Origin of the sequence: Pontibacter pudoricolor (genome assembly GCF_010092985.1) — a bacterium.
Classification (GTDB): domain Bacteria; phylum Bacteroidota; class Bacteroidia; order Cytophagales; family Hymenobacteraceae; genus Pontibacter; species Pontibacter pudoricolor.
Window position 1 is genome coordinate 251,504 of record NZ_CP048106.1, and the last position, 11,497, is coordinate 263,000.

The 11,497-nt window shown below is 44.4% G+C and carries 13 protein-coding genes; 8 read left to right on the top strand and 5 right to left on the bottom strand.

What is annotated here, in order from left to right; translation table 11 throughout:
* Nucleotides 1-32: 32 nt before the first annotated feature.
* From GSQ66_RS01090 to GSQ66_RS01100, 3 genes are all read left to right on the top strand, one after another.
* Complete coding sequence (locus tag GSQ66_RS01090) at nucleotides 33-875, top strand: universal stress protein (protein ID WP_162425758.1); 843 nt, start codon at nucleotides 33-35, stop codon at nucleotides 873-875.
* An 80-nt stretch (nucleotides 876-955) separates the two neighbouring features.
* Nucleotides 956-1,840, top strand: a complete 885-nt coding sequence (locus GSQ66_RS01095; RefSeq protein ID WP_162425759.1) for a diacylglycerol/lipid kinase family protein — start codon at nucleotides 956-958, stop codon at nucleotides 1,838-1,840.
* Between the two features lie 78 nt (nucleotides 1,841-1,918).
* Nucleotides 1,919-2,266 carry a translation initiation factor gene (locus GSQ66_RS01100; protein ID WP_162425760.1) on the top strand — a complete coding sequence of 116 codons (348 nt, stop codon included), beginning with the start codon at nucleotides 1,919-1,921 and terminating at the stop codon, nucleotides 2,264-2,266.
* A gap of 82 nt (nucleotides 2,267-2,348) precedes the next feature.
* On the opposite strand, the gene GSQ66_RS01105 is transcribed toward GSQ66_RS01100, so the two are convergent.
* The 5 genes from GSQ66_RS01105 to GSQ66_RS01125 all read right to left on the bottom strand — a co-directional run bounded on the left by GSQ66_RS01105 (nucleotide 2,349) and on the right by GSQ66_RS01125 (nucleotide 6,069).
* Nucleotides 2,349-2,822, bottom strand: coding sequence for a hypothetical protein (locus tag GSQ66_RS01105; RefSeq protein ID WP_162425761.1), 474 nt, complete (start codon nucleotides 2,820-2,822; stop codon nucleotides 2,349-2,351).
* Between the two features lie 46 nt (nucleotides 2,823-2,868).
* Nucleotides 2,869-3,609 (bottom strand): 3-deoxy-manno-octulosonate cytidylyltransferase, encoded by a 741-nt coding sequence (gene kdsB, locus GSQ66_RS01110; protein WP_162425762.1) that lies wholly within the window; start codon nucleotides 3,607-3,609, stop codon nucleotides 2,869-2,871.
* A gap of 54 nt (nucleotides 3,610-3,663) precedes the next feature.
* Complete coding sequence (locus GSQ66_RS01115; protein ID WP_238395772.1) at nucleotides 3,664-4,353, bottom strand: DNA alkylation repair protein; 690 nt, start codon at nucleotides 4,351-4,353, stop codon at nucleotides 3,664-3,666.
* 41 nt (nucleotides 4,354-4,394) lie between these two features.
* On the bottom strand, nucleotides 4,395-4,745 hold the full coding sequence (locus tag GSQ66_RS01120; RefSeq protein ID WP_162425764.1) for a hypothetical protein: 351 nt from the start codon (nucleotides 4,743-4,745) through the stop codon (nucleotides 4,395-4,397).
* 82 nt (nucleotides 4,746-4,827) lie between these two features.
* Complete coding sequence (locus GSQ66_RS01125) at nucleotides 4,828-6,069, bottom strand: NfeD family protein (RefSeq protein ID WP_238395773.1); 1,242 nt, start codon at nucleotides 6,067-6,069, stop codon at nucleotides 4,828-4,830.
* A gap of 131 nt (nucleotides 6,070-6,200) precedes the next feature.
* Between GSQ66_RS01125 and GSQ66_RS01130 the strand changes: the two genes are divergently transcribed.
* From GSQ66_RS01130 to GSQ66_RS01150, 5 genes are all read left to right on the top strand, one after another.
* The gene (locus GSQ66_RS01130) at nucleotides 6,201-7,037 is read left to right on the top strand and encodes a DUF4905 domain-containing protein (RefSeq protein WP_162425766.1); all 837 of its coding nucleotides are present in this window, start codon (nucleotides 6,201-6,203) and stop codon (nucleotides 7,035-7,037) included.
* 14 nt (nucleotides 7,038-7,051) lie between these two features.
* On the top strand, nucleotides 7,052-8,071 hold the full coding sequence (locus tag GSQ66_RS01135) for a septal ring lytic transglycosylase RlpA family protein (protein ID WP_238395774.1): 1,020 nt from the start codon (nucleotides 7,052-7,054) through the stop codon (nucleotides 8,069-8,071).
* 1,112 nt (nucleotides 8,072-9,183) lie between these two features.
* On the top strand, nucleotides 9,184-9,960 hold the full coding sequence (locus GSQ66_RS01140) for a TIGR02757 family protein (protein WP_162425767.1): 777 nt from the start codon (nucleotides 9,184-9,186) through the stop codon (nucleotides 9,958-9,960).
* 235 nt (nucleotides 9,961-10,195) lie between these two features.
* Nucleotides 10,196-10,990 (top strand): alpha/beta fold hydrolase, encoded by a 795-nt coding sequence (locus GSQ66_RS01145; RefSeq protein ID WP_162425768.1) that lies wholly within the window; start codon nucleotides 10,196-10,198, stop codon nucleotides 10,988-10,990.
* 50 nt (nucleotides 10,991-11,040) lie between these two features.
* A complete protein-coding gene (locus GSQ66_RS01150) occupies nucleotides 11,041-11,487 on the top strand; it encodes a hypothetical protein (protein ID WP_162425769.1) in 447 nt (148 codons plus the stop codon).
* Nucleotides 11,488-11,497: the final 10 nt, after the last annotated feature.

The window sequence follows — 11,497 nt, forward strand, 5'->3', positions numbered from 1 at the left end:
TGAAACATCAGAAACCCAACTAAACAAACCGCATGAGACGCATTCTTGTACCAACAGACTTTTCAGAACAGGCCCAATACGCTTTTGAAGTAGCTATAAACATAGCCCGCCGTACTGGTGCTGCCATTAAGTTACTGCACGTAGTGGAAATGCCACGTTCTGCAAGCTTCAGCGCTACCGGCGATGTAGTTTATCACGACAATATGGAGCAACTATACATTATGCGCCTGATGGAAGCTACAAAATCAAATATGAGCAAACTGATAGCCAAGGTAAGTCATGCGGGCGTGGAAGTGGTACAGGAAGTAGATGTAGATAGCATTGTAAGTAAAATAAAGCGTGTAATTGCTGCTGATAACATAGACCTGGTTGTAATGGGCTCAAAAGGGTCCAGCGGCATGGACGAGTTTCTGATCGGATCTAATACCGAGAAAGTAGTTCGCACTGCTACCTGCCCGGTACTAACTATAAAAACATCGGACCCAGAATTTGATATAAAAGAAATTGTGCTGGCTTCCAACTTCAGACGTGAAGTAGGTAAGGCAATGGATGCATTTAAATATTTCCAGAAACTGTTTGATGCGCGTTTACACCTGGTTTACATTAATACGCCGGGAGCGTTTGAGTCGAGCAGCAACCTGCGCAGCAAACTGGCTTATGCCGCCGATAAGTATGACCTGCACAACTATACTATAAATGTGTATAACGATACTATAGAAGAAGATGGCATTCTGCACTTTGCAGAAGATATTAATGCTGACATGATCATGATGGCCACCCACGGCCGTACAGGTTTGTCGCATCTGCTAAGCGGAAGTATTGCGGAGGACCTGGTTAACCACACCAGCCGACCTGTACTTACGTACCAACTATAACAAAACAATTTATAGTTAAGCCCGGCCATAGTTCTATGGCCGGGCTTTTTGTTTAGCATTCGTATAGTTACTTTTGTTGCATGAGTATACTTCCGCGTATCCGGTTTATAATTAACCCTGTATCTGGCACCAGGAGCAGGGTAGATGTGGCTGCCCGCATTAAATTATACTTGGATAGTACAACGCATGACCATGATATAGTTTATACCGACTATGCCGGACATGCTACCGAACTGGCTCAAGCGGCAGCCAACGACAACTATAAAATAGTGGTAGCAGTAGGCGGCGACGGAACAGTAAACGAAGTAGCAAAAGGCCTGCTGCACACCAATACAGCCCTGGGTATATTGCCTAAAGGTTCTGGAAACGGTTTGGCAAGGCACCTGCAGCTTCCGTTAAACCTGGACAGTGCGATCAAAGCCCTCAATACCGGCCAGGTATCGCAGATAGACAGCGGAACCATAAATGATATCCCGTTTTTTACTACGGCAGGTATAGGCTTTGATGCGTATATCTCGTCTGTATTTGCAGGCAACAAACGGCGTGGGTTAAAAACGTATGTAGAGCTGGTTTTAAAAGAAGTTCGCAACTATAAGCACTTGCCTGTAAAAGTCTGGATAAACGACCAGGAGTTGGCTACAGATTGTTTTGTAATGGCATTTGCCAATGCAGCACAATACGGCAATAACGCCTACATAGCTCCGCTTGCCGATATTAGGGACGGCTTACTGGATGTTTGCCTGGTGCGCCAACTGGACTTTGTAAAAGCGATTAACCTGAGCTATTGCATGCTTACCAAACAGCTGGCCAACCTGCAAAGCGCAGAATACTTTAAGACTATAAACGTAAAAGTTGAAACCGAAGAGCCGATGATGTTTCATGCAGACGGCGAATACAAGGGCAAAACCGACCGTTTTGAAGTAAAGATGAATCCGCAGTCGTTAAGGGTTATTATACCTTCCTAATGAGTAATGACGAATGAGTAATTAATAATATCTCATTATCTTAACTCATTACTCATTAATAATTAGTCATTAAGAAATATGAGCGATAAAAATAAGAAAGGCAGACAGGGTATAGTTTACTCTACAAGTTCTGATTTTAATTACCAGTATGACCAGGAGCACGAAGCAGAAACGTTGCCACCTCAACAGCAAAACCTGAAAGTAATGCTCGATAAGAAGTCGAGGGGAGGCAAACAGGTTACGTTAGTTGAAGGTTTTATTGGTACTGATGACGACCTGAAAGAATTAGGCAAAATGCTGAAAAACAAATGCGGTGTTGGAGGCTCAGCCAAAGATGGCGAAATCCTGATCCAGGGTGATTTCCGGGATAAAGTAATACAAACGCTACAGGCTGCCGGTTATAAAGTGAAACGGGTAGGAGGGTGAGTTATAGTTAGTGAGTTTTTGAGTTAGTGAATTAAGTAAGGGGCAATGCTAGTGCTAACTTTGTAAGTAAAACAATAACGTACTATTTGGTAGCTTTAATCTCATTATTGATTCTGTCAGCCAATTTTTGAAGTTGTCTTTTAGATAATGTATTTTGAATTTCCAGGTATTGAATATCTAAAGCGGTTGCTATTCTTATCGCGGTAAGCAATTCTCCGTTCACCACCGTTCCGGATATTTCTCCGGTATGCTCTCTTGAAAATTCCAGGAATTTGCGTCGCCCTGCCGGCGTCAGCCTGATCAGCATGACAGGCGCTTTTCCTTTTATAGTTTCCTGGTAAGCAATAACTGCCTCTTCAAAATCCCAGATAGTTAGGACTGGTTCCGGGTTTAGTCTCAAACTGTCTTTTGTGCCTGATAGTTTGCAGGCAACTTCCCCCTGTTCATCAATTAAATATTGGCCGCTCTGTAGTGTTGCCTGTGCTATAGTTGCCATGGTGCAAAACAGGAACAAAACTATAGTTAAAACAGCCTGCTTTATTACTATTAAACTCATTATTTGCTAACTATAAACAGCACGATTAGTCATTACTTATTCGCCATTATTCATTAAACAAGTGCTGTACTTTCTCCAGGTCTTCCGGAGAGTCTATTCCTATAGTTTCGAACTCGGTGAGGGCAGTGGTGATTTTATAACCGTTTTCCAGCCAGCGCAATTGCTCCAGCGATTCTGCCAGCTCCAGCGCGGAAGGTGGTAGCTGGGTTATTTGCTCTAAAATATCAGCTCTGTAACCATAAATACCGATGTGTTTATAGTAGGTGTGTTGCTTGTGCCAGATGTCCTGGGGTACGTTGCGGCAGTAAGGTATAGCTTGTCTGCTAAAGTATAGTGCGTCGCCATTATTGCTAAGTACCACTTTCGGGGCGTTCACATTAAATAACTCATCCTCGGTAGTAATCTTTTTTACCAGCGTAGCCAGTTGGGTGTTTGGGCGGGTAAAACAACTGGCAACAAGGTCAATCTGCTCCGGCTTTATAAAGGGCTCGTCGCCTTGTATATTGATGATGAACTCGTATGGCTTATTGTACAGCTTGTATGCTTCGAAACAACGATCGGTGCCGCTCTGGTGATGCTCGGCGGTCATGATGACTTTGCCGCCAAAATCCAGCACATGATTAAAGATTCGGTTGTCGTCGGTGGCAACTATAACTTCTGATAAACCGGATGCAGTAGCCTGCTCATAAACACGACGGATCATGGTTTTGCCATTGATGTCAGTCAGGGGTTTGCCCGGAAAGCGGGTCGATGCATAGCGGGCCGGAATAATGCCGAGTACGTCCATAGTTTATAGTTTTGCGAGCTCAAATATACGGAAGTGCCGCCGGTTTATAGTTTATCAGCAGCGGGCAGTTTTCTTCTTTTTACCAATGCGGCCGGTTTCCTCCAGCTTCTCTATGTAACTGTAAGCCTCCGGAGTTTTGCACGCAGTATCACCCATGTTTACTTTTACCTTGCCTATAGTTTGCGCCACCGCTTTTGCTTTTTCGGTGAGAGAAGATACATAACAACCAACGGCAATGACAAAACCATTCATAACATAGCGCACGCGGTTAGGGCTGCTTTGAATTACCTCTGCTACGTAGTCTAGTTGGGCACTCAGAAACTCTATGTCCAGTTCGGTATCTGGTTTTATAGCTACCAGGCTTGCAAGAGTGGCCCAGCCGGCAGTAGCAATGTTTTCGTCCTCAGATGCTATCCATTCTTTGGCCAGCTCAAAACCATAGTTGCTTTCCGCAGCTACCCAGGCAACCGTATACTCACAGTGCATATACCAAACAGCGTTATGTACCCAATCCTGCAGGTCGGATTTGGTCATGGCTTTCTCATCGGCAATAAGGCCGGCCAGGTACATGGCATCTGAGTTTCCGGTCTGGTATAGTTCTTTGGCTAAACTATGGTTCTTCTTCAGCCTTTTCTGGATAGGCTTCAGGTCACCGACTTTCACACCAAAGAACGGTTCTTTGGCACCGTGTTTAAGGTAAATGTTTTTGATGGTCTGGCTACCCAGGGCAGCAAGTTGTTCCATTATTTCGGGAGCTGTCATCTATCAAAAAGTAAAGTTCAGAACTATAGTTTCTCGATAGAAATTATCCGGATGCCTGGCATAGAGCGGTCCTGGGTAGACAAACCACAGCGACGGTCTATTATTTCGCCCGTTTCGGTGTAGGTTACTTTTACGGGTATCAGATTTTCTTCCTGTTTAAACTCTTCGCCTATCGCGCTTTCATCCTCGGGTTTATAGTCTTTGCCATCTATAGTTAACTTAAAGCCGCACCCATCAACCATGTATTCCCCGGACCACTCCAATTGAGCATCTTTCGTGATAGCGTTATTTTCTGTATTCATATTTTTCTGGGAACAGGAGGTAAAAGAAGCAGCCATTAAAACGAAAGCCGCAGCCAGCAAAAAGAATTTCATAGATTTTATAGTTAGAAAATTAGAAAGTTTTGGTTTTAAACATCAATCAGCAATTCACAATTAGTCATTCAACCATCAGTAATTAAACTTTTTTAACGACCAGGGAGAAAGTGCTGTGGTCTAGTACTTCTATAGTTTCGCCTTGTTCTATAAAGCCTTCTCTTGCCTGGGCATCGTAAAGTGTGTCATCTATCATTACTCTTCCGGTTGGGGCCATTCTGGTATGTGCTATGCCGGTTTTACCAACTAAATGCGATGAGTCAGCTGACGAACGATATCCTTCGGAGCCCTCAAAGGTATTGTGCAACACCATGCGCTGCATCGTTCGGCTGGCGGCAAAACGGTTCCAGGTAAGTGCCACCAGAATCACGGCGCCAACCATGCCCAGCAAAACCGAGATCATGCTTTGCATAATAGCGCTGGATGGTACAAATGTGAAGTCGAAGTTCTGGTTATTTACCATGATCAGCACCAGCGAAACGAACACCAGTATAATTCCGCTGATACCTGTAACGCCAAAACCTGGAATTACCAGCACTTCAACGGCAATAAGTATGAGCCCGGCTATAAAGAGCAGTATTTCCCAGTTCTCAGCAAGCCCATTGAGGTAGTACGGAGTCAGGTACAAAATACCGGCAACTACCGCCGCCGCCAGCGGAAAGCCAATGCCAGGAGACTGCAGTTCGAAGTACAGTCCACCAATGATCAGCAGCAAAAGTATACCGCTGACAAATGGGTTCAGGAAGAAAGAAATGATCTTGTTGGTAGTGCTTAGCTCGTACTTTACAATTTCGGCATCCTGTAAATTAACCTGCTTTAACACATCATCTACCGTTGTGGCGGGACCATCGCAGAAGCCATTTTTTATAGCTTCGGAAGTTGTAAAAGTAAGTACCTGCCCGGCTGATAAAGTGCTGTCTATACTGGCTTCAACCATCGCTTCGGCAAGGTGCGGGTTGCGGCCCTGGGCTTCGGCAGTGGAGCGCATAATAGAACGCATATAACTCTGGTATTTGCCCGGAGCGGCTTCACCGCTGGCGCTAACTACCGTTGCGGCACCAATATTTGCTCCTGGCGCCATATAAATACTATCGCAGGCCAGCGAAATCAGAGCCCCTGCTGATGCTGCATTTTTATTGATGAACACATACACTGGTTTCGGATATTCGAGTATGCGTTTCCGGATCTCATCTGCATCATTCAAAGCACCGCCAAATGTATCGAGTACCAAAAGCACATGGTCGGCTTTAATTTCAGTAGCGTGGTTCAGGGCGAGCTCAGTATAACGGTTGGTACGCGGGTCAATCTCAGACTTTATTTCCATCAGTAATACCTTCTGTTTTTGGGTTTGCCCAGCAGCAGGAAGTATTAAAATAAAGGTAAGCAGATACAGTAGTGCGCAATGCCAACGTTTTGAGTCAGAATTCATACATTTGGGGCTGATAATGTGCTATTTTGGTTGAATATAATAAAAAGTTAAGAGTTATACTTCCGTTAGTTTATACATACGACTTTGGAGCGCCCGTGTGGCGCATGCGACTGGATAGTGCTGCCAACCGGCTCGCTTTTGAACTCCGCGACGCTGACCTGCTGCTTGCTGATTTCTATTCACTCGATCTGGATCAGCATAAACTCGAAAAGCTTCCGATGCCTGCCGCTAAAAACTGGTGGCTGGGGCTGGAGGACGCTCACGAAGGCCTGCTGTTTATACACGGCTACGGCGACCGCCAGATTGGTCAGCACAAGGGGATATTTGCTTATGATGCTGCCACTACAAACCTGCAATGGCAACAGCCGGAACTGGCTTTTTATGGCGTTACTAAAGACGGAGTTCTGGCGCTTGACTTACAGGATCAGAATTTAAAGTTGCTGCAATTTAAAACCGGAACTATAGTTGCAGAGAACGTGTCATTGGACAGCGGCGCAAATGCTGTGGCTGACTATAATACGGTTAAGTCACAGGCGTGTACCTACCCAATGCTTTACCTGGAAGGAGAATCATACTATAACGAAGTATGTAATTTTCTGGAGCACAAGCTTAACGTGAAACCAGTGAAGGGGATAGAGTATGCTGAAACCGGGCAAAACTTTTATACAGGATTTTATACAGAGAATGCGCACGGAAATTTAGATAATACGCTGTGTGTGTTTAATTTGGATGGCGAATTGCAGTTGCAGCAGTGCATTGCGGCCGGATTAAGTGGCATAGGTTCAGATACTTTTATTATCTTTAACCACAAATTATACTTTATCCGGCAACGAAATATTTTAGTTGTTTATAGTCTTACATAGTTTACCTTTTAGCCATGGTACGCATACTTTTACTTGCACTTTTACTGTCACCGGTACTTTCATTATCAGCTTCGGCCACAACCCATGTTGCCCTGCGCGACTCTGTAGGAGTGGAGCGCCGCAACGGTAAGTTTTTTGTGAAGCACAAAGTGGAGCCAAAAGAAACCCTGTATGCCTTGTCGCGCAAGTATGGGGTACCTGTTGCCAAAATTGTGGAGTCTAACCCTACCGTGGAAGCAAGTATAAGAGTGGATCAGATCGTACTTATTCCGCGAAATGCGCCTTTGTCTGCTGCGGCTAATTCGGTGGCCACTACAACGCCTAAAACCCCGGCGGCAACTGCCAGTAACCGCACGTTTACGGTGAATAACAAAGGCGAAAAAATACATGTGGTAGAGGCAAAGCAAACGCTTTACAGCATTTCTCGCATGCATGGCGTATCAGTAGAGAGTATCAAAACCTGGAATAATCTTGCTGATAACAACATTGAGATCGGCACCGGTCTGATCGTTGGAAAAGGCGCTGTTCCTACTGCCAACAAACCGGTTTATGTCCCGGAAGTTGATGATGAAGTTGAAAAAGCAACGGCAACTACACCAGTAGCAGCCCCGGTAACACCTAAGAACACACCTGCCAGCACAACTAAAACTACCACTACTACAGCATCAGCTAATCCTGCTACAGCTTCAACTCCAGCCGAGTCTATACCAACAGTAAGTGAAAGAGAAGAAGAAGCAGGTGCAACAGAAACTGCTGCTGGTGTTAAGAAAGTGATCGAAAACGGTATGGCCGAAATGATAGATCCGAAAGCAGATACAAACAAATACCTGGCATTACATAAAACGGCCCCTGTTGGTACTATCATGCAGGTTAAAAACTCCATGAACGGCCAGGTGGTGTATGTCCGTGTGATCGGGAAATTACCTGATACCGGCACCAATAATAATGTGGTAGTTCGTATCTCTAAAAAAGCTTACCAGAAGCTAGGCGCTGTTGATCAGAAGTTCAGAGTAGAGGTTTCTTATATGCCGTAATTACGGTTAAATTTATATATGGAAAGCCAGTTGCAGCCCTGTAACTGGCTTTTTAGTTTTAGAGTTTCCTTGTTGTTACTCAAGCGTCAGCTGAGGGATTTTATATGTCCTATAGTTTCTTTTTGTCATTTCGAACAGCGTGAGAAATCTATCTCAGCTTATAGATTGATTTTCTACTTTTAGAACCAAGCCTTCCTTTCATAGCTACTTTTAATCCTGGGAGCTCTACTCGCCTATAGTTTCATATGTAGCTTTGGTGCCCTCACGGCCGGGAGGCCCCGTCTTCGGGCATCGCGCTGCTGCCTTCTTGCTATCCTCGTGCCTCGGATTGGCTTCGCCACCGCAACAAGTCAAATGCGCTCTACCCAAAGACTGTGATCAAACTCGATAGTAGAAGCTGTAGTTGACTGAGGTTTTATTGCATTTGGCTTTATCGTGGTATTAGTTTCAAAGGAACAGGTAAACCTGTCCTGCTCGTGGTGTGTAACTATAAAATTAGAGTTTAGGAATTGGTAAAGGCAGAATTGTCCCCTTGAGGGGACTACAGGGGTGTTAAAGACGCAACTATAGAACGATAGCTCTAACTATAGCAACAGCAGAAAATCCCCTCTCGGGAGGGGCAGGGGTGGGTTGAAATGCTAACTATAGAACAATGGAATAAATTATAGAAGTAGCAAAAAGAGCTCCCAGGATTAGACAAGGAGGGGTGGTTGAATTAACTCTAACTATAAAACTTTACCTCTAACTATAGCAGTAGCTTTATCTATCCAATCCATTAATCCTATAAATCCTGGTTCAGACAATTCCTGCCCCTCGCGGGCCAGTTGAGTCAGGAGACTCAACACCATAATTAGTCACGAGCGAAGACGCTCGCGCCAGCAATACGAACTATAGCTATTAACTATAACAAAACTTCCTCCTGTTTTGGGGGTAGGGGCCTCTTCAAAAGGAGAGGGCTGGGGTGAGGTAATTTAGGGTTTAAACTATCGGGTACGTACTAACACCCAACATCAAAACTATAAACAGAACAACATCAAAATCTCAACTATAAACTCGTAGGTTTTATAATTTTGTGAACAGCCCGTATACTGCAGCTACAGACCTTTAAATCAATGAAGCAAGATATTGCCGCTATAAAAGCGCTGCTCGACGACAGAGTAGAAAAATACAACCAACCAGCCTTTATTCCGAATGATCCGGTTTCTATACCGCACCGTTTTACAAAAAAGCAGGATATTGAAATAAGTGGATTTTTTGCCTCAATCCTCGCATGGGGCCAGCGAAAAACCATCATCAATAACTGTTTAAAGCTAATGGACCTGATGAATAATGCGCCCCACGACTTTATCCTTAACCACCAGGAGCAGGACCTGCCACGATTTCTAGGTTTCAAACACCGGACCTTCAACGACACCGACCTGCTTTACTTTATCCATTTTTTTAACTGGTATTATAGCCGTTATGATAGTCTGGAAGTTGCTTTTACCGGAGAGCTGAACACTATCAAAACACAAAAAGAACGGCTGATGCATTTCCACGACATGGTTTTTAGCCTGGAAGACGCGCCTCACAGAACAAAAAAACATATTTCTACTCCGGCCCGCAAATCAGCTTGCAAACGTATAAACATGTACCTGCGGTGGATGGTGCGTAAGGATGATAATGGTGTAGACTTCGGAATCTGGGACACAATGAAACCGGCTGATCTGGTATGCCCCTGTGATGTACATGTGGAGCGCGTAGCACGACGGCTGGGCCTGATTACCCGTAAAGGCATGGACTGGCAGACAGCCGAAGAACTAACCGACCACCTCAGAGCTTTTGACCCGTCAGATCCGGTAAAGTACGATTATGCACTCTTCGGATTGGGTATTGAAGAAAAGTTCTGACAGGAATTATGTACTGATTAGAGGCTTCTTCCTGAACTGCTTCAGTAAATAACCCAGAAATTTAGCAGCAATTCAACGGGACTACTTATAAGTAAGCTGTTTACTGGACGAGCTGAAAACATGAAAATATGGTAAGTAACGTGATATAAGGTGAGTGAAAACCCGGGAATAGGTATAGTTATGTATTTACTGTACTTTTACGGCCCATATCTAAGTTCTATCTTTACAACTACCTATGACTGCAACTCAGAAACATAATGTGAAGGTCCTCGGAAATGGCCAACAGCCGATGTTATTTGCCCACGGCTATGGCTGCGACCAGAAGATGTGGCGCTTCATTACGCCGGCTTTCCAGGATGAGTACAAGATCATATTGTTTGACCACATAGGCTTTGGTGCTTCTGATACCTCAACCTATACCATTGCTAAATACTCCTCCTTAAATTCCTACGCCGACGATATTTTGGCAATATGCGAGGAACTGGATTTGAGGGATATTATTTATGTAGGCCACTCTGTCAGCGCCATGATCGGGGTTTTGGCATCAAATAAACAGCCTGAACGTTTCTCTAAACTCGTACTCATCGGCCCTTCTCCGTGCTACATTAACGACGGAGACTATACTGGCGGCTTCACTGAGGAGAGTATACTGGGTTTGATAAAATCTCTTGAAAGTGATTACTTGACATGGGCTAAAACGATGGCACCGGTTATTATGGGTAACCCTGACAGACCCGAGCTTGGTGAAGAGCTGTCGAATAGCTTTTGCAGTAGCGACATAGAGGTAGCTAAGGATTTTGCCCGCGTCACCTTCCTGTCTGATAACAGATCGGATCTGGCTACTGTAACAACAGACACACTGATTCTGCAATGCTCTGAAGATGTGATTGCGCCTGAAGTTGTTGGCAATTATGTGCATCAGCACATAGCAGGCAGCCGGTTCGAGCAAATGAATGCGATCGGCCATTGCCCCAATTTAAGTGCGCCCGACGAAACGATAGGCAGGATCAAAAATTTTATAAAGAACTAGATACCGCTTTTGTTCTGAATGCGTAATAGCAAGAGCATTTAATTGGTTTGATGAATAAAAAAGAATTAAGAAAAGCAAACGGCGATGTCTTTTTTGAGGCTGAACGCAATGCTGACAATTCTTTTATTTCTGCTAATTGGATAGGGGTACAATCGCTGGAAAGTATAATAATGGCGGGAAACCAGTTACTGGCAATGCTCCGGCAAAAGCCATGTTCTGCGATACTTAACAATAACCACGAACTGGTAGGTCCCTGGGAGGTTGGAGTTAACTGGATGGCTTATAAGTGGGCCCCGCAAGCTAAAGAATTAGGTGTGCAGCACTTTGCGCATGTTATGTCGTACGGCATATTTGGTCAGAACTCGTTCAGTACTTTTGCGCCGCTGGTAAAAGATATTTTTGAAGTGCGCACATTTGAAGATGAAAAAGAGGCTAAAGAATGGTTGTATCAAAAAATAATAGCTAAAAAGCCGTACAAATATCCGCCAACACTGTAGAACACCCTTT

What these genes read in the sequence shown, in the direction of transcription:
- GSQ66_RS01090 (WP_162425758.1), top strand. Translation starts at nt 33, where the DNA reads ATGAGACGCATTCTTGTACCAACAGACTTTTCAGAACAGGCCCAATAC.
- GSQ66_RS01095 (WP_162425759.1), top strand. Translation starts at nt 956, where the DNA reads ATGAGTATACTTCCGCGTATCCGGTTTATAATTAACCCTGTATCTGGC.
- GSQ66_RS01100 (WP_162425760.1), top strand. Translation starts at nt 1,919, where the DNA reads ATGAGCGATAAAAATAAGAAAGGCAGACAGGGTATAGTTTACTCTACA.
- GSQ66_RS01105 (WP_162425761.1), bottom strand. Translation starts at nt 2,822, where the DNA reads ATGAGTTTAATAGTAATAAAGCAGGCTGTTTTAACTATAGTTTTGTTC.
- kdsB (WP_162425762.1), bottom strand. Translation starts at nt 3,609, where the DNA reads ATGGACGTACTCGGCATTATTCCGGCCCGCTATGCATCGACCCGCTTT.
- GSQ66_RS01115 (WP_238395772.1), bottom strand. Translation starts at nt 4,353, where the DNA reads ATGGAACAACTTGCTGCCCTGGGTAGCCAGACCATCAAAAACATTTAC.
- GSQ66_RS01120 (WP_162425764.1), bottom strand. Translation starts at nt 4,745, where the DNA reads ATGAAATTCTTTTTGCTGGCTGCGGCTTTCGTTTTAATGGCTGCTTCT.
- GSQ66_RS01125 (WP_238395773.1), bottom strand. Translation starts at nt 6,069, where the DNA reads ATGGAAATAAAGTCTGAGATTGACCCGCGTACCAACCGTTATACTGAG.
- GSQ66_RS01135 (WP_238395774.1), top strand. Translation starts at nt 7,052, where the DNA reads ATGGTACGCATACTTTTACTTGCACTTTTACTGTCACCGGTACTTTCA.
- GSQ66_RS01140 (WP_162425767.1), top strand. Translation starts at nt 9,184, where the DNA reads ATGAAGCAAGATATTGCCGCTATAAAAGCGCTGCTCGACGACAGAGTA.
- GSQ66_RS01145 (WP_162425768.1), top strand. Translation starts at nt 10,196, where the DNA reads ATGACTGCAACTCAGAAACATAATGTGAAGGTCCTCGGAAATGGCCAA.
- GSQ66_RS01150 (WP_162425769.1), top strand. Translation starts at nt 11,041, where the DNA reads ATGAATAAAAAAGAATTAAGAAAAGCAAACGGCGATGTCTTTTTTGAG.